Consider the following 17234-nt stretch of genomic DNA (forward strand, 5'->3'; position numbering starts at 1 on the left):
TGCCATCTTACACAGGCCTACTGCACAGCGTCGTACTACGCGTCGTAGTATCTACTACGAGACGTCGTAGAGGGGGCATTCCCATGGACGTGCTGGACCTGACCCGGCTCCAGTTCGCGGTGGTGACGATCTATCACTACTTCTTCGTGCCGCTGTCGATCAGCCTGGCCGCGGCCGCCGCCGGCCTGCAGATCGCGTGGCTGCGCACCAAGCGGGAGGAATACCTGCATCTCACGAAGTTCGTCGGCAAGATCCTGATCGTCACCTTCGCCGTCGGTGTCGTCACCGGCCTCGTGCAGGAGTTCCAGTTCGGACTGGGCTGGAGCAACTTCGCCAAGTTCTACGGCGACGTCTTCGGGCCCACGCTGGCCATCGAGGGCATGCTCGCCTTCTTCCTGGAGGCGACGTTCCTCGCGCTCTGGTATTTCGGATGGGACCGGCTGCCCCGCCTCGTGCACACGGCCACCATCGTCATCGTTGCGATCGGCACCGTGCTGTCCGCGTTCATCATCCTGGCCGCCAACTCCTTCATGCAGCACCCGGTGGCGTACGAGCTCGACCCGGTGACCAACCGCGCGCGCCTCACGTCGTTCACCGAGCTGCTGCTCAACAAGGTCAACCTGGCCGCGTTCCCGCACACCCTGGCCGGCGCGATCATGGTGGGCGGGGCGCTGCTGCTGGCCCTCGGCGTGTGGCGGCTCGCGGCCGACGGCACGTTCCGGATCATGGCGCGGCTCGGCGCCTGGATGACGCTGGCCGGCGGGGCGCTGACCGCGCTCACCGGCGACCACCTCGGCAAGGTCATGACCGAGGTGCAGCCGATGAAGATGGCCGCGGCCGAGGCCCTCTACGAGACGACCAAGGGCGCGCCGTTCTCCATCTTCACGCTCGGCTCGCCGTTCCCGGACTTCTCGCTCGACATCCCGTGGCTGCTCTCCATCCTGGCCAAGGGCAACCCGACGGCGACCGTGCAGGGCATCAACGACCTTCAGGCGCAGTACGCCGCCCAGTACGGCCCTGGCTCGTACGTGCCCATGATCCCGGTGGCGTTCTGGTCGTTCCGCGTGATGATCGGCGCCGGCATGCTGGCCGCGGCCGTGGCGGCGTACTACCTGTGGCGTACGAGGAAGCACCGTGACGCCCCGCGCTGGCTGACCCGCTGGCTGCCGCTGATCCCGGTCCTGCCCGCGGTCGCCAACACCTTCGGCTGGATCTTCACCGAGACCGCCCGCCAGCCGTGGATCGCCTTCGGCATCTCGAAGGTCGCCGACGGCATCTCCCCCGGGCTCACCAGCTCCGAGGTGATCGCCTCGCTGGCCGGCTTCACGGTCGTCTACGGGATCCTCGCGGTCGTCTGGTTCCGCCTGGTCCGCCATCTCGCGCGACAGCCGCTGGCGCCACCGCCGGCCACCGTCGCCGAGACCGCCGAACCCGCACCCGTCTACTGAGGGACTACCCATGATCACCTTCTGGTTCGCCGTCGTCGTGCTCGCCTGGGTGCTCTTCTTCGTCCTGGAGGGCTTCGACTTCGGCGTCGGCCTGCTCGGCCCGCTGCTCGGCCGCGACGACCACGAGCGTGGCGCCGCGGTCCGCACGATCGGCCCGTTCTGGGACGGCAACGAGGTCTGGCTGGTCGCGGCCATCGGCGTCACGTTCGCCGCGTTCCCGGCCTGGTACTCGGCGATGCTCTCCGGCCTCTACCTGCCGATGGTCGTCCTGCTGCTCCTTCTCGCGGTCCGCGGCGTCGCCCTCGAGTTCCGTGGCAAGGGCGACGGCCCTTCGTACCGCCGCCGCGCCGACATCGCGCTGGCGCTCAGCTCGCTCGGCATCGTGGGAGTCTGGGGCGCCCTGCTGGCCACGTTCGTGCGCGGCCTGGCCCTCGGCGCCGACGGCTCGGTGACCGGCGACGGCCTGTCCCGCACCCTCGGCCCGATCTGGTCGCCGGCCGCCGGTCTGGGCGCACTGGCCGCCCTGTTCGCGGCCCTGATGCTGGGCGCCACGTTCCTCGGCCTGCGCACCAGCGGTCCCCTGCGCCATCGGGCCCGCACGCTGGCACGGTGGCTGGGCACGGGCGGGGCCGTCGCGCTTGTCGTCATCGGTTTCGGTACGGCGTCACGCCTGACCCTGGCCGCCGCGGCCCTCAGCCTGCTCGTCGGCATGCTGGCCCGCTCCAGCCGGGAGGCCCTGGCCTTCGCCACCACGGCCCTGTCGGTGGCCGGCGCCGTGGTGGCCGTCTTCACCACCCACGGCGACGTCGTCCTGCGCAGCACGCTCGACCCCCAGTGGTCGCTGACCCGGGACGCGGCCGCCGCCACGCCCCAAGCCCTCGAGCTGATCACCTGGGCCGGCGTCCTCATCCTCCCCGGCGTCCTGGCGTACCAGGCCTTCTCCTACTGGGTCTTCCGCCGCCGCGTCGCCAGCGAACGGGTCCCTTCATGACCACCCGCACAGCGCCACGGCCCGGCGCCGCCGCCGCCTCCACAGTCACTGCTCCCGCCGCGCCGAAGCGGTCCGCGTCAGCCCGCGGGCCGCTGGATCCCCGGCTGGTGCGTCACGCCCGCACCAGCCGGGCCGGCATCGTCCTGCTGGCCCTGCTCGGCGCCGGTCAGGCCGCGGCGACCCTGGCCGTGGCGGTGGCGCTCAGCCTGCTGATCGCGGGCGACCACCGATGGGCCACCGCCCTGCTCGCGGGCGCGTTCGCCGCGCGGGCCGTCTTCTCGTGGGGCGAGCAGGTCGTCGCCCAGCGGACCGCCGCCCGGGTCACCGACGAGCTGCGCCGCTCGATGCTGGCCGCGGTGCTGCGCCGCGGCCCGGCCTGGGTGGCGTCGTTCGGTGCGGGCCGGCTCGTCGCCGTGCTGAGCAACGGGCTCGACGCGCTGCGGCCGTGGTTCAGCGGCTACCTGCCGTCGCTCGTTCTCGGCGTCGCGCTGCCCCCGCTGGTCATCGTCACCATGGCCCTGGTCGACCCCGCGTCGGCGGTCGTCGCCCTGGTCACGCTGCCGCTGATCCCGGTGCTCGGCGCCCTCATCGGCTGGGCCACCCAGGCCCGGGCCCGGCAGCGCTGGCAGGCCGACGCCCGCCTGGCCGGCCACTTCCTCGACGTGGTCCGCGGCCTGCCCGCCCTGCGCGTCTTCGGCCGCGCCGAGCGCCAGACCGCGGTGGTCGCCGACCTCACCGACAAGCACCGCTCGGCCACCTTGCGCGTGCTCCGCGTCGCCTTCCTGTCGTCGACCGCCCTCGACCTGGTCGGCACCCTCTCGGTCGGCCTGATCGCCGTGGAGGCCGGACTGCGCGTGGCCGCCGGCAACCTGTCCCTCGGCCCGGCCCTGCTGGTCATCCTGCTGGCCCCCGAGGCGTACCGCCCGCTCCGCGAGATGGCCGCCCGGTATCACGCCGCCACCGACGCCACCGCCGTCATCAACGACGTGGACGAGATCCTGACCGCCGGATCACCTCCGGCCCAGCGCCACCCAAGCCCAGGCGCCGTTGGAATCGGGGCTTTCGGGCTGCGGGTGCGCTACCCCGGAGCAACGCGGGACGCCCTAGCTCTCGACGAGTTGAGCGTCCGGCCCGGCGAGATGGTGGCGCTGCGCGGGCCATCGGGCGCGGGCAAGACAACCGCGCTGCGCGTGCTCGCCGGCCTTCAGGCCCCTGAGGCGGGCGTGGCCGTCGCGGACGACCCGCTCTATCTGCCGCAGCGGGTCACGCTGCCACATGCCCGCACGGTCGCCGACCTCTTCCCGGCCACAACCTCCACGACGGAGATCAGCGAAGCACTCCGCACGGTCGGACTCGACCTGCCCACCGACACCCCGCTGGGCGAGCGCGGCGCGGGAGTGTCCGCCGGCCAGCGCCACCGGCTGGCCTTGGCCGCCCTGCTGCATCGTGCCGGCGCCGAGCCGGTGACCCTGCTCCTGGACGAGCCGACCGCCCACCTGGACGCCACCACAGAACAACTGGTCATCAAGCACCTCCGCACGGCCGCCCGCCGAGGCAGCGCCGTACTCGTGGTCGCACACCGCCCCGCCCTGCTCGCCGCCGCCGACCGCACCATCGGCGTCACACCACCATCCGACACCGCCTCCACCCCTCTGACCGCCTCCACCCCTCTGACCGTCTCCGCCGCTCGCGCCGCCGGGCCCGAGCCCTCGTCGGGCGCGACGATTCCGCCGGTCTTGGCAACGGCGTCGCGGCGGTCCGGTGCCGGGAGCTGGTCCTTGTGGCGGCGCCCGTGGGCGGCGGTCGTCCTGGGCAGCGGCTCCTCGCTCGCCGGGCTCGTGCTGACCGGGGCGGCGGCCTGGCTGCTGGTGCGGGCGTCCACGTTGCCGCCGGTGCTGTCGCTGTCGACGGCGGTGGTGCTGGTGCGCGGCAGCGCGGTGGCCCGGCCCCTGCTCCGATATCTGGAGCGGCTGGTCGCCCATGACGTCGCGTTCGCGCGGCTCGGCGCCTGGCGGTCGCGGGTATACGCCTCGCTCATCCCCCTCGTCCCGGGCCCACGGCTGCGGCGGCGCGGAGACCTGCTCACCAAGCTCGTCGACGACGTGGACTCCCGGGTGGACGGCCTGCTGCGCGGACGCCTCCCGGCCTGGGCGGCCGCGGCGACCATCGCGATCGCGTCCGGGGTGGCGCTGCTCCTGGCGCCGGCCGTGGCGCTCCCACTCGCCGCCGGCCTGGCGATCGCCGGCGTAGCCGCACCCCTGGTAGCCGCCCGCCAGGCGACTCGCAGCGACGCCGCCACCGGTAAAGCCAGAGCTGAGCTGCGCGACGCGATGGTCGAGACGGTGGACGGCATCGAGGAGCTGACCGGTCCCCCAACCGTGCCGGTGCAGCACAGCCGAGAGCTGACCGGCTCCCCCACCGTGCCGGAGCGGCTCAGCCGAGAGCTGACCGGCTCCCCCACCGTGCCGGAGCGGCTCAGCCGAGAGCTGACCGGTCTCCCGGCCGTGCCGAAGCGGCGCAGCCGCGATCTGGCCCGGCTCGAGGAACAGTCGGCCCGTGCCGCCGGCTGGGCTGCCGCCCTGGGCCACCTGGGCTGGGGCGTCGCCGTCACGGGAACCGTGTTCGCCCTGGGCGGTCTCTCCCACGAGTGGTCCGCGGTCCTGCTGCTGGTCATGGTCGTCCTGGGCGAACAGCTGATGACCCTCCCCGACGCCGCCGTCGCCCGCCGTCGAGCCGCCGGCGCCGAACAACGCCTGGCCACCCTGCTGACCGAGCCGCCGGCCGCGACATTCCCACGCGCCGAACCGCCGAACTCCGGCGTCAGCCGGGTGGGGGCTCTGGGCGTACGGCTGGAAGGCATTGTCGCTGGGTGGGATCCGGGGCGGGAGGCTGTGCTCGACCGGCTCGACCTCGATCTGACGGCGGGTGTGCGGGTTGCTGTGCTCGGTCGGTCGGGGGCGGGGAAGTCGACGCTGGCCGCGGTGGCCGGGCGGTTGCTCGATCCGCGGGCGGGGGCGCTGACTCTGAGCGACGGGACCGATCTGCGGGAGCTGCCGGAAGAGGCCGTGCGGGGGCGGGTCGTGCTCGTGGGGGACGAGACCGATCACGTCTTCGCGTCGACGGTTCGGGAGAATCTGCGGCTGGCCAAGCCTGGTGCCACGGATGGGGAGCTGCGGACCGTGCTGGAACGGGTGCGGCTCGGGGAATGGCTGGACGGGCTGCCCGACGGTCTCGACACGTGGCTCGGCAGTGGGGGCAGCACGATGTCGGGCGGGCAGGTTCGCCGTTTCGCTACCGCGCGGGCGCTGCTGGCCGAGCCGGGGCTGCTGATCCTGGACGAGCCCACCGAAGGACTCGACGTCGACGTGGCCGAGGCCTTGATGGCCGACCTGCTGGAAGCCGGGCGGGGCCGGACGGTGCTGGTGCTGACACACCGCACCGAAGGGCTCGACCTGGTCGACCGGGTGCTGACACTGGAGAACGGCCGGCTGATCGAGACGAACGACCACGCGGCCGAGGACGGTCAGGCGGCCAGGAACTTCAGTGCCGCGGCGGCGGGACTTTCGGGGGCGGCCATGTAGGTGATCAGACGCTGGCCACTGCCGTCGGCGGGTTGAAGGACTTCGAAGTCCAGGTCCAAGTCGCCGACGACGGGGTGGTGCAGAAGCTTGCGGCCCGTCACGCACTCGGCGATGGGGTGATTGGCCCACATCTCGGCGAAGTCGGCGCTGCGGATGCACAGGTCGCCGATCAGTTCGGCCAGGGCGCGGTCACCACGGACACGGCCGGCCACCAGGCGAAGGGACGCCACAGCACGGCAGGCCTCGGTGTGCCAGTCGCGGTGAAGGGCGCGAAAGCGCGGGTCGAGGAACAGCATGCGGACCAGGTTCACGCCGGGCGCGGTGTCGCCGGTAGCCAGCAGGGCCCGGCCGAGAGGATTCCAGGCCAGCACCGTGGTACGCCGGTCAACCAGCACAGCCGCAATGTCCGGCATGCCATCGAGCAACCGCAACAGGGTGGGACGCGCGGTCTCGACCGGGGCCGCGCCGTGGTGTGCACCCGAGGCCGGGACCGTGCCGGGCCCCGCCGTACTAGCCGGGGCAGCCCCGGCGCTCGCGTTCTCCACCAGGGCAGCCGCGGCGCTTGCGTTCTCGACCAGGGCAGCTCCAGTGCGTGCGTCCTCCGCCGGAATCCCGCCCGGGCGAGCAGTCCCGTCCAGGACCGCGCCGGCACGCGCAGCCCCAGCGGCAGAAGCCCCGCCGCGCGCAGCCCCAGCCGCAGAAGCCCCGCCACGCACAGCCCCACCCGCCGACACCCCGCCGCGCCCAGCCCCAGCCGCAGACACCCCGGTGCGCGCAGCCTCAGCCGCCGACACCCTGGTGCGTGCAGTCTCGGCTGGGGTCGTGGCGGGGTGGGAAGCCGCGGTGGGAAGGGCGGCCGGGTGCGCCAAGTCGTAGAGGTGGGAACGCTCGTCCGCCGATAACCGCAAAGCGCGGGCCAGTGCGTCGATCACCGCGGTGGACGCGTTCTGGCTCTGGCCCTGTTCGAGGCGCATGTAGTACGTGGGGCTCACGCCGGCCAGCTGGGCCAGTTCCTCGCGCCGCAGGCCGGGGACTCGCCTTTTCCCGTACGAGCGGAGGCCGGCCTCGGTGGGAGTCAGGCGGGCGCGGCGGGTTCGCAGGAAAGCCCCGAATTCGTTCACCGGGACATCGTTGCTCGCATCAGCGGGGGCTGCCTATCCCTGTGAGTGCTAGGCAACAGCGGGTTCTGGTTGCTTCGAGCACGAACGAACAATGTCAACGCTCATGACGAACACTAAGCGCGCGGCCATGGCCGTGCTGCTGACCGCCGGGTTCATGCTCGCGGTCGACTTCTCGATCCTCAACGTGGCGCTGCCGGCCATCGGGCGTGACGTCGGGCTGTCGCTTGAGGGGCTGCAGTGGGTGACGACGGCGTTCGCGCTCTGCGCGGCCGGGTTCACGCTGCTCTTCGGGCGGGTCGCCGATCTGGCCGGGCGGCGGCGGATGTTCCTGATCGGCATGGCGGCGCTCGGCGTCTCCTCGCTCGTGGGCGGGCTCGCGCAGACGGCCGAGGTGCTGCTCGCCGCCCGGGTCGTGCAAGGGCTGGCCACAGCGGCCGTGACGCCGGCCGCGCTCGCGCTGCTGACCACGCTCTTTCCGGCCGGTCCGGCGCGGGACAAGGCGCTCGGGCTCAACGGGGCGCTGATGGCCGCCGGCTTCACCACCGGCGCGGTGCTCGGCGGTGTGCTCACCGGGTTGCTGAGCTGGCGCTGGGCGTTCTTCCTCAACGTCGTGGTCGCCGCGGTGGTCCTTCTGGCCGCGCCGGTTCTGCTTGACGCCGATGTACGCCGTCAGGAGCGCCGCCGCATCGACGTACCGGGTGCGATCACGGTGACTGGCGGATTGCTCGCACTTGTGCACGGGTGGACGCTCGTAGGCGTACTCCTGCTCGGAATCTTCTGGTTGATCGAGAGGCGTGTCGCCGAGCCGCTGGTGCCCGTGCGGGTGCTGCGATCCCGCGGTGTGGCCTGGGGGAACCTGGCCGGGCTGCTGGCCTTCGCGACCGAGACGTCGCTGGTCTTCGTGCTGACCCTCTACCTGCAGGACGTTCTCGGCTATTCGCCGTTGCGGGCCGGGCTGTCGTTCGCCGTGCTCGGAGCGGGCACGGTCGTGGGCGGATTTGTCGCACCGCGCATAATCGCGCACGTCGGAGCCCGCGGCGCGCTCATCGGCGGTCTCGTTGCGCAGGCGGTGGCGACCCTGCCGTTGGTGCTGCTCGGGCCGGAGAGGCCGTGGCTGCTGGTGCTGACCTTCGTGGGCGGGGTCGCGAACCTGGTCGCGATCGTCGCGTTCATGGTGACCGTGACGAACGCGCTGCCCGCCGCCGACCAGGGACTGGCGACCGGGCTGGCGACGATGAGCCAGCAGATCGGCATCACGGTCGGCACACCGGTCATGTCGGCCGTGCTGGCGCACGGCGACACCGCGTCGGCGATCACCGTCAACGCGCTTGTGGCGCTGGCCGCCGGCGTACTCGTCAGGGTTGCAGTGCCTCCTGCAAGAAACGCAGTTGCGGTGTGAGCAGGTCGACGTCCGGCGGCATGTGACTCGCGCCGGGCAGGGGCAGCACGGTGTGCGGCTTCCCCGCGGCCAGCAGCGCCGCGGAGAAGCGCATCGTGTGCACCGGGTAGACGTTGTCGTCGGCCAGGCCGTGGATCAGCATGAGCGGCCGTTCGAGCTTCGCGGCGTCCCGCACGACCGAGGCGTTCTCGTACGGACGGGGGTCGATCCGGGGATCGCCGAGGTACCGCTCCTGCCAGTGTGTGTCGTAGAGGAACTCGTCGGTGACCGGCGCACCGGCGACGGCCGCGTGGAAGACGTCCGGCCGGCGCAGCACCGCCAGCGCGGCCAGGGTGCCGCCGGCCGACCAGCCGCGGATGCCGACCCGGCCCAGGTCGAGCTCCGGATAGAGCGCGGCCACCGTGTGCAGGGCGTCGACCTGATCCTCGACCAGCTGGTCGGAGTTGTCGCCGTGGGCCTCCTTCTCCCAGCGCGGTCCCCGCCCGGGCGTGCCCCGGCCATCGGCCACGATGACGGCGAATCCCTGGTCGGCGAACCATTGCGAGATGTAGTAGCTGCGCCGGTCGGCGACGGTCCGCTGCATGGCCGTGCCGCCGTACGGATCCATCAGGACCGGAAGCCGCTCGCCGCGCTGCCAAACGGCGGGGAACAGGACGGCCGTACGCAACTCGCGCTTTCCGGCGCGGAGCAAAGACACTTTGGGTACGACTGGAGAGCTCGCCGACAGATCCGCAACCGTCCGGGCGCCGAAGCGCGTGTCCTCCCCGTCGAGCCGATAGGACCGGATCACGGTGCTGCCGCCCGAACGACTGCCGGTGTGCACGCCCTTGGCCGTGGTGATCTGGTGGAGGCCGCCGGCTCGCGACCAGGTCCACAGGTGCAGTTCGGTGGGCTCCTCGGTCGCGGCGAACAGAAGGGTGTCGCCGTCGACCGACAGCAGTTCGGCGACCTGGAGCCCCGGCGGCGTGACCGGCTCACCGGCGACGGTCAGGTGGCGGGTGTCCTCACGGTCCTCGGTCCAGATCAGCTCACCGGCGGCCGTCCGCCTCGGCACGCCGGGCACGATCGGCGTCCAGGCGTCGTCGACCATCTCGGCGATGACCGCGGTCGTACCCGTCGCCGGGTCGACTTCGAGCACCCGCATGACGGTTTGTGGCCGGTTCTGCACGACCGCGAGCAGACCGTGCTCATCCCACACCACGTCGACGAGGTATTCGTACTCGGCCTGGACGGGCACCTCAGCGCCCGATTTATCGTAAACATGGAGCGTTACGACAGCGTTGTCCGTGCCGGCGCGCGGATAGCGGTGTGTGGTGGGCGGCTCCTGCGGATTGCTGGGATCGCTGAGATGCCAGATCTCGACGGGCTCGTTGTCGACCCGCGCCACCGCGAGCCGGTTGCCGTCCGGCGCCCACCAGAAGCCGCGCATCCGCTCCATGGACTCACCGGCCACATGCTCGGCCAGCCCGTACGTCACGTCGGCTTTCTCCGGCGTCGCAACGGCCCGGTCTCCGGTGCCGTCCGCGCCCACGAGCCGCAGCTCCCCCTCGTGCACGTAGGCGACGGTCGTACCGTCCGGGCTGATCGTCGCGTCCTCCACCGGCGTCCGCGCGGGAAGAGCGGAAACCGCTCCACTGTCGACGTCGACCACGAAGAGTTCCTGGTCCGCGGTGAACGCGACCCGCCGTGCGGCCCGATCGGCGCTGTAGTCCGAAATCCCCGCCGACCGGTCACGGGCCCGCTCGCGCCGGGCCCGTTCCTGAGCCGACAGCGCCTTGCCGGCCGGCGTGGCCGGATCGACGAGGAGCCGCTCGTCCCCGCCGTCGAGGTCGAGACTCCACAGCCGCAGGACCGGGTCTTCCCCACCGAGGCTGCGCAGAAAGAGCACACGTTTCCCGTCGGGCCCGATGGTGAACCGCCGCGGCCGCCCGAGGCCGAACCCTTGCGTCCGCCCCACCAGCCGCGGAAAAGAGACAAGCATGCCGCCAGTCTTACCGCACAGCGCCCACACCCGCGCCCCCGACACGGCCACCACCGGCCACCAGCCGTTCCCGCACTTCCCAGCCCCAACCTTTTCGTAACGCCGAGTCCATTTGGTCCCGTTGCCAGCCCCTGGCGTGCAGTTCTCCGATCGGCGCTGGCGATGTGGGCACAAACGTGCAACGCGGTGTGCGCGAACGTGCAATGGCGGCCCTTACAGGCGTTCGATGATAGTGGCGTTGGCGGTGCCGCCGGCCTCGCACATCGTCTGCAAGCCGTAGCGGCCGCCGGTTCGCTCCAAGGTGTTCAGCAACGTGGTGGCCAAGCGGGCGCCGCTCGCGCCCAGCGGGTGGCCGATGGACAGGGCGCCACCGTCCACATTGACCTTTGCGGGGTCGGCTCCGGTCTCGGCCTGCCAAGCCAGGACCACTGAGGCGAAGGCTTCGTTCACCTCGTACGCGTCCATGTCGCTCATGGTCAGGCCGGCCCGGGCGAGCACCTTCGCGGTGGCGGGGATGACGCCGGTCAGCATGAGGACGGGGTCGTCGCCGACCGCGGTCGCGGTGTGGACGCGAGCCCGGGCGCGCCAGCCGTGGCGGGCGGCGATCTCACTCGTGGTGAGCAGCAGCGCGGCGGCGCCGTCGTTGACGGGGCTCGAGTTGCCGGCGGTCACCTTCCAGTCGATGGCGCCGAAACGCCGTTCCCACCCCGGGTCGGCGAAGGCCGGGCGCAAGGCGGCCAGGGTTTCCCCACTGCTGCCGGGACGGACCGTCTCGTCGACGTCGAGAGCCGCGGGGCGGGTGATCTGGGTGTCGAACCAGCCGTTACGCCACGCCTCGGCGGCGCGCTCATGACTGGTGACCGCGAAATCGTCGAGCTGGGTGCGGGAAAAGCCCCACTTGCGCGCGATCAGTTCAGCGCTGACGCCCTGGGGGATCAATCCGCCGTAACGCTGCTCGACCGCCGGTCCGCCGACGAAAGCGCGGGCACCGCCGCCCGAAGCGCGGGCACCATCGACCGAAGCGCGGGCGCCGCCGACCGAAGCACGGGCACCGCCGTCCGAAGCGCGGGCACCATCGACCGAAGCGCGGGCGCCGGCGAAAGCCGGGCTGCCGATCGGGACGCGGGACATCGATTCGGCGCCGGACGCGATGACCAGGTCGTACGCCCCGGCGACGAGGCCCTGGGCGGCGAAACTCAGCGCCTGCTGGCTGCTGCCGCACTGGCGGTCGACGGTCACGCCGGGCACCGACTCGGGGAAGCCGGCGGCCAGCAGGGCCATGCGGGCCGGGTTGGTGCTCTGCTCGCCGACCTGGCTGACCGTGCCGCCGATGACGTCGTCGATGTCGGCCGGGTCGAGGCCGGGGTTGCGGTCGAGCAGCGCTTTGAGCACGTGTGCGTGCAAATCGATCGGGTGGATGTCGTGGTAGGCGCCGCCCGGCTTGCCCTTGGCGATCGGGGTGCGTACCGCGTCGACGATGACGGCGTCTCGCATGAATTCGTCCCTCCCGAAAATTACGGACCGGTCGGTCCGATGGTGGCGCGCCGAGACGTACGGCGTCAACGCCGTGGATAAGCTCGTCACTGATGGCACGAACGGAAGATCCCTCGGGGCGGCAGCGGATCCTGACGGTCGCGGCCGAGCTCTTCTACGTGCGCGGGGTGCGCGCGGTCGGCCTCGCCGAGGTGATCCAGGCCGCCGGCTGCGGCAAGAACATGCTCTACCGCCACTTCCCCGGCAAATCGGCCCTCGTGGCGGCCTATCTCGGCCGGGCGCGGGAGGAGCGCGAGGCCGCGGCCTCGGCTGCCCTGGCGGGCGAGCCTCGGGAGCAGCTGGTCGCGCTGGCGGCGGAGGTGGCTTATTGGGTACGCCGGAGCGCCTACCGCGGATGCGCGTTCCGCAAATACCTCGCCGAGTTCCCGTCCCCCGACGACGATGACGAGGCGGCCGCGGTGGCGCGCGCGTATCTGAGCGACACCCGAGCGCAGGTGAACGACCTGGTCGCGGCGGCCGGCGGCCCGCCACTGCTGGGCGACCGCCTGTGGCTGCTGATCGACAGCCTCTACAGCGGCACCGGCCCCGATCCCTCGGTGGCGGTCGCATGGGCCCGCGAGTTGGTGGCCGACCCTATGTAGAGTGCGTACATGGGTCTCCCCCGGATCACCGCCTCGGTCCTGAAGGTGCTGGCGGCACTGCTCGCCGACCCGGCGGCCGACCGGTACGGCCTCCAGCTCATGACCGACACGGGCCTGCCGAGCGGCACGCTCTACCCGATCCTGGTCCGTCTCGAGCGCGCCGGCTGGGTCGAGTCGCACTGGGAACAGATCGACCCGGTGGCCGAGGGCCGGCCGAGTCGCCGCTACTACCGCTTGACGGCCGAGGGCGAGGCCGCGGCCCAGCGCGAGGTGGCCGCGATGCAGCGCCAGATGTCCCGCGTGGTCAACCGCCCACAGGAGGCCTGATGCCCCCGGCAGCGGACAAAAGCTCAGCACCCAGCCACTCCGACGGCGACCTCCCCGGCCCGGGAAGCCACCCCAAGAGCAGCCCGCCGTGGAACGACTCCCACGGCGGGCCAGCTGGCATCCACGTCGAAGGCAAGATGCCCGAATCCGGCCTCCGGTCGCGAGGCGGGCCGACCGAGCGGATAACCCGGTCGCGAGGCGGGCCGACCGAGCGGATGGCCCGGGCGGGAGTGGCGATCGCGGCACGGCGGTGGCCGAAGGACCTGGCCGATGAGATGCGGGATACGTGGCTGGCCGAGCTCGCGGCACTTGAAGGGCCGGGACGCGCGCGGAAGCGGCTGGTCTTCGTCGCGTCGCTGCTGGTCTCGCCGGCCGTCGACGAGGCGAGCTGGCGGGAGAGGGGCGAGGCGTTCGGCCGGGCCGCGATGGTGGCGGGCGGGGTGACGTTGCTGGCGGCGGCTTCGGCCAATGCGATCCGCTCGGGCGGAGAGGCGCTGCTTCTGCTCGGAGTGCTGACGTTCGCGGCGATCGGGGCGCGGCTTCAGGCGCGGGCCAGCCGGTCGGAGCCTTCGACACCGGACGACCGGTTCGGATCGACAGCACCGGACGGCGGGCCACAGTCGGCGGCGTCGGGCGGCGGGTCGGCGGCGTCGGGGCGAGGGCCGGGGCTGGCGGCGGTCGTGGGGCTGCTCGGGGTGGCGATGTTCGGCTTTCTGGTGGCCGGGAATCAGGTCGCGGTCATGCCTTTCATGGGCGTTCGGGACGTCGCGCCGTCGGTTGCCGTCTGGACGGTGGGGACTGCGGTTGTCGTGCGCCTGGTTCAACGGCTCGCCGCGGCGGGGCAACGAGGCCGGGCGGTGTGGCTGGCGGCCGGCGGCGGGCTGATCACGCTGGACATGGCCGTGGCCGCCGGGTCGCTGCACGCGGCGGCCTCGGTGGGGGTCAGTGCCTGGTCGACCCCGGCGTGGTTTCCGCTCGCGCTGCTGCCGGGTGGCACGGTGTCGTTCGGGCCGCACTTCGCCGATGGGGCTGCGGCCTTCGGGAGCCTTCAGGCTTACGGGCCGGCCTTCCACGCCTCCGAGATCCTGCTGGCCAACGCCGCGGTCATGGCCGGCCCGCTCCTGCTGATCAGCGCGTTCACGGCAGCCGCCGCACTCCGCACGGCACCGACCCCCCAGAGCACGGACTCACGTGCGTCCTCTGGGTGGAGGCAATTCCTGACGGGCAGCGCGGCGGCGATCGCGGCGATCGCCCTGTGTCCTCTGCTGGCGGACCATGGCGGGGACGCCGAGGCGACCCTGCGGCGGATGCTCGACAACTCCACCGAGTTCGGCTTCGGCTTTGCCGCTCATCCGGCCGGGCAGGGGGCGATCGCCCTGCTCGCGGCGCTTCTCGTGATGGGGGCGGCCTCCCGGCGCCAAGCCTGACGACCACCGGGCTACCCAGACTTGCCGACCCTATGTAGAGTTCCGAGCATGGGTAGGCAACGTGTGGTCTGGGTGACGGCGGGGCTGGTCGCGGCCGTCACCGCCGGGGCGGCTCTCGCGCGGCCGGCCGAGGTTCGGCTGTCGGATCTCTCGGTCTATCTCGGTGCCGTCTCGGGGCTGGCGGACGGGGACAGCCTCTACGACTTCATTCGCGGGGCGGCGCCGTTCACCTATCCGCCGTTCGCGGCACTGCTCCTCGCGCCGCTGACGTGGGCGCCCGTCGCGCTGGTGCAGGCCGCCTGGACGCTCGCCACCCTGGGCACGGTCGCGGGGCTGGCCCGCCTGGTAGTTGCCGACCGTCGAAGGGGAACGGCCGAGATCCTCACGCTTGTTCTTCTGCTCTCCGCGCCGGTGGCCTCCGACATCAAGTACGGGCAGGTCAGCCTCTTCCTGGCCGCGCTCATCGCCGTTGATCTGCTGGCGTTGAGACGTACACCCTGGCACGGGGTTTTGATCGGTCTAGCCGCCGCCGTCAAGCTGACCCCTCTGATCTTCGTCCCTCTGCTCTGGTTCTCCGGGCGACGGCGGGCCGCGCTCATGGCCTCCGCGACCTTCGCCGGTTGCGGTGCCCTCGCGGTGATGGCCCTTCCCGGCGATTCCTGGCGGTTCTGGACGGCCGAGGTCTTTCAGGTCGACCGGCTCGGCTACATCACAGGGGTCGGCAACCAGTCGCTGAACGGGGCCTTCATGCGGCTCGGCCTCGACTCGAAACTGGCCGTCCTCGTACTCGGCGGGATCGTCGCGGCGCTGGCGCTGCACCGGGGCTCGCGGCTCGCCCGCAACGGTGACTGGCTCTCCGCCATGACCGTGGTCGGGGCCGGCAGTGTCGTCCTTTCGCCGGTCTCCTGGACGCACCATCAGATCTGGCTCGTTCTCGCCGCTCTCCTGCCCGTGACCCGGGCCAGAACCGCCTGGGCCGTGCTGGTTCTCGCCGTCATGCTGCTTCCGGTCACGGCCGTCCTCAGCGAAGCCCGGCTGCTGCTGGCGATCGCGGTGGCCGCCGCGGTTCCGCTGACTGTCCTTTCTAGAGGGACGCCGGCCGTTGCGCCGGCAGCCGTACGCCGGTGACCTCGCTCGGCGGGCGGATCGCGGTCACCGTCGCGTAGCCCTCGGCCAGCAACGCTATGTCGGAACCGGGAACCAGGGGCTCGCCGGTCTTCTCCACCGCGGTGCGGACGAAGCCCTCGCCGTTCTCCGCGAGCGCCATCTGCGCCTGCCCGAACGGCGCCAGCGTGGCCTCCCGCAGACCCTTCACGGCGTCCAAGGGGCGGTCGGGCACGTTGAGGTTGAGGACCGTGCCGGGTGGCGCGGCCTCGAGCGATTCGAGCAGGCCGGCCGCCGTGCGGGCCGCCGTGTCCCAGTGCAGCACCGAGTCGTCCGGCACCACTATCACCGCTCCCCCGCTGGCCGTCGCGTCGACGTCGGACGGGTTCAGCACGTCCAGCGACACCGCCATCGCGCGCACCCCGTCGTTGGCCGCGGTCAGGGCCGCGCCGACCGTTCCCGAGTGCAGGACCGCCCGGCCCGCGTTGGCGCCGCGGTTCGGGCCGGACAGGACCAGGTCCGGCGGTTCGCCGAAAACCCCCAGACCGGCCAGGACCACGATGTACGCCGGTGAGGCCGTCACGCCGTACGCGATGATCCCGTCCCACTCGTGGCGCTCCACGACGATCCGGCCGTCCGACGTGACGGCGGTCAGCGCCGCGCTCATCCCGCTGGCCTCCTCGCGCGGGGCGGCCACCACCACCTCGTATCCGGCGTCGCGGGCGGCCAGCGCCAGCGCCCGCAGGCCGGGCGCCTCGACGCCGTCGTCGTTGGTGACCAGGATCCGGGCCGTCACTTCAGATCCTCCAGGCGGACCCGCTTGTACAGTTCCCGCACCGCCTCGGCCCGGCCCGTTCCCAGGCCGTGCCGGGTGACGTTGAGGGCGCCGGCCGCCGCGCCCGTGCGCAGCGCCTCCTCGAAAGAGCCGCCCCGGGCCAGCACGGCCGCGACCCCGGCCGTCATCGAGTCGCCGGCCCCGCGATGCTCCTTCACCCGCAGCGGCGGCGGCTCGACCTCGACCTCACGGCCGTCGAACAGGGCGAGCGCCGGATCGCCGGCCCGGCTGATGAGCACCGCCGCCGCGCCCGATCCGCACAGCTCGCGGCCCGCGGCCAGCAACTCGTCCACGCTGTCGCCGGCCGCGCGGCCGTCGTCGATCAGCTCCTCGTGGCTCACCTTCACAAAATAAACGCCACCCTTGAGTACGGCCGAGAGATGCTCACCGGACAGGTCAGCCACCACCCGCACGCCGTTGCCGGTCAGGTCCGCCGCCAGGCGCTCGAAGACCGACGGGTCAACGACATCCGGCGACGCCGGTCCACTGAGGACGGCCACCGGCGCGCGAAGGCCCTCGGCCAGCGCCACGCTGTAGAGCTCGTCCAGCTCATGCCGTTCCAGCGGCGTGCCGGGGTGGTCGGCCACCGCCTCGCGGGCGCCGTCGCGGCGGTCGTGCACATACCAGCCCGATCCGCTGCTCCTGGGCACCGCGCGGAGACGTACCCCCTCCTCAAGCGCGAGCTGACGCTCAAGGATCTCGCCCGTCTCGCCGCCGACGGCGGCGCAGAGCGTGACCGGCACGCCCAGCGAGGCGATCATCCGGGCCTGCCACACGCCCTGCCCGCCGGGGTGGACGTGCAGCTCGGGTCCCGAGGTCTGTTGTTCGATGGTCACGGTCAGGAGGGGTGCGGGGGCGAACACCATCACCGGATCGCTCATGGCA

Annotated in this window: 13 protein-coding genes and 1 pseudogene; 8 read left to right on the forward strand and 6 right to left on the reverse strand. The window is 72.2% G+C overall.

Annotated features, from left to right (window positions below):
- Positions 1 to 83: 83 nt before the first annotated feature.
- Genes ACFY36_RS07570 through ACFY36_RS07580 form a run of 3 tightly spaced genes read left to right on the forward strand, consistent with a single transcriptional unit; the run spans position 84 to position 6020 of the window.
- Positions 84 to 1448, forward strand: a complete 1365-nt coding sequence (locus tag ACFY36_RS07570; protein WP_499745097.1) for a cytochrome ubiquinol oxidase subunit I — start codon at positions 84 to 86, stop codon at positions 1446 to 1448.
- Between the two features lie 10 nt (positions 1449 to 1458).
- Positions 1459 to 2439 carry a cytochrome d ubiquinol oxidase subunit II gene (gene cydB, locus ACFY36_RS07575; RefSeq protein ID WP_499745098.1) on the forward strand — a complete coding sequence of 327 codons (981 nt, stop codon included), beginning with the start codon at positions 1459 to 1461 and terminating at the stop codon, positions 2437 to 2439.
- Positions 2436 to 6020, forward strand: coding sequence for a thiol reductant ABC exporter subunit CydD/CydC (locus ACFY36_RS07580; RefSeq protein ID WP_499745099.1), 3585 nt, complete (start codon positions 2436 to 2438; stop codon positions 6018 to 6020). Before cydB ends, ACFY36_RS07580 begins: the two co-directional genes overlap by 4 nt.
- On the opposite strand, the gene ACFY36_RS07585 is transcribed toward ACFY36_RS07580, so the two are convergent.
- The gene (locus ACFY36_RS07585) at positions 5963 to 6415 is read right to left on the reverse strand and encodes an MmyB family transcriptional regulator (RefSeq protein ID WP_499745838.1); all 453 of its coding nucleotides are present in this window, start codon (positions 6413 to 6415) and stop codon (positions 5963 to 5965) included. The genes ACFY36_RS07580 and ACFY36_RS07585 overlap by 58 nt on opposite strands.
- Positions 6416 to 6829: 414 nt before the next feature.
- Positions 6830 to 7141: pseudogene (locus ACFY36_RS07590) on the reverse strand (helix-turn-helix domain-containing protein); the annotation flags it as partial.
- A 103-nt stretch (positions 7142 to 7244) separates the two neighbouring features.
- Between ACFY36_RS07590 and ACFY36_RS07595 the strand changes: the two are divergent.
- Positions 7245 to 8540 (forward strand): MFS transporter, encoded by a 1296-nt coding sequence (locus ACFY36_RS07595; protein ID WP_499745100.1) that lies wholly within the window; start codon positions 7245 to 7247, stop codon positions 8538 to 8540.
- On the opposite strand, the gene ACFY36_RS07600 is transcribed toward ACFY36_RS07595, so the two are convergent.
- Together ACFY36_RS07600 and ACFY36_RS07605 are read right to left on the reverse strand one after the other, a co-directional pair.
- A complete protein-coding gene (locus ACFY36_RS07600; protein ID WP_499745101.1) occupies positions 8497 to 10521 on the reverse strand; it encodes a prolyl oligopeptidase family serine peptidase in 2025 nt (674 codons plus the stop codon). The genes ACFY36_RS07595 and ACFY36_RS07600 overlap by 44 nt on opposite strands.
- Positions 10522 to 10734: 213 nt before the next feature.
- Positions 10735 to 12015: a thiolase family protein gene (locus ACFY36_RS07605; RefSeq protein WP_499745102.1), complete on the reverse strand. Its 1281-nt coding sequence runs from the start codon at positions 12013 to 12015 to the stop codon at positions 10735 to 10737.
- 92 nt (positions 12016 to 12107) lie between these two features.
- Here ACFY36_RS07605 and ACFY36_RS07610 point away from each other — a divergent pair, with 92 nt between their 5' ends.
- The 4 genes from ACFY36_RS07610 to ACFY36_RS07625 are packed head-to-tail and all read left to right on the forward strand — an operon-like array spanning position 12108 to position 15538.
- Positions 12108 to 12656, forward strand: coding sequence for a TetR/AcrR family transcriptional regulator (locus ACFY36_RS07610; RefSeq protein WP_499745103.1), 549 nt, complete (start codon positions 12108 to 12110; stop codon positions 12654 to 12656).
- A gap of 9 nt (positions 12657 to 12665) precedes the next feature.
- Complete coding sequence (locus tag ACFY36_RS07615) at positions 12666 to 12983, forward strand: PadR family transcriptional regulator (RefSeq protein WP_499745104.1); 318 nt, start codon at positions 12666 to 12668, stop codon at positions 12981 to 12983.
- Positions 12983 to 14410 carry a hypothetical protein gene (locus ACFY36_RS07620; protein ID WP_499745105.1) on the forward strand — a complete coding sequence of 476 codons (1428 nt, stop codon included), beginning with the start codon at positions 12983 to 12985 and terminating at the stop codon, positions 14408 to 14410. Before ACFY36_RS07615 ends, ACFY36_RS07620 begins: the two co-directional genes overlap by 1 nt.
- A 48-nt stretch (positions 14411 to 14458) precedes the next feature.
- The gene (locus ACFY36_RS07625; RefSeq protein ID WP_499745106.1) at positions 14459 to 15538 is read left to right on the forward strand and encodes a glycosyltransferase 87 family protein; all 1080 of its coding nucleotides are present in this window, start codon (positions 14459 to 14461) and stop codon (positions 15536 to 15538) included.
- On the opposite strand, the gene surE is transcribed toward ACFY36_RS07625, so the two are convergent.
- Together surE and ACFY36_RS07635 are read right to left on the reverse strand one after the other, a co-directional pair.
- The gene (gene surE, locus ACFY36_RS07630; protein WP_499745107.1) at positions 15495 to 16310 is read right to left on the reverse strand and encodes a 5'/3'-nucleotidase SurE; all 816 of its coding nucleotides are present in this window, start codon (positions 16308 to 16310) and stop codon (positions 15495 to 15497) included. The two genes, ACFY36_RS07625 and surE, sit on opposite strands and share 44 nt — an antisense overlap.
- Complete coding sequence (locus ACFY36_RS07635; RefSeq protein WP_499745108.1) at positions 16307 to 17230, reverse strand: 1-phosphofructokinase family hexose kinase; 924 nt, start codon at positions 17228 to 17230, stop codon at positions 16307 to 16309. The genes surE and ACFY36_RS07635 overlap by 4 nt, the downstream gene beginning before the upstream one ends.
- Positions 17231 to 17234: the final 4 nt, after the last annotated feature.

This window comes from Actinoplanes sp. NPDC000266, from assembly GCF_042899005.1.
Lineage (GTDB): Bacteria > Actinomycetota > Actinomycetes > Mycobacteriales > Micromonosporaceae > Actinoplanes.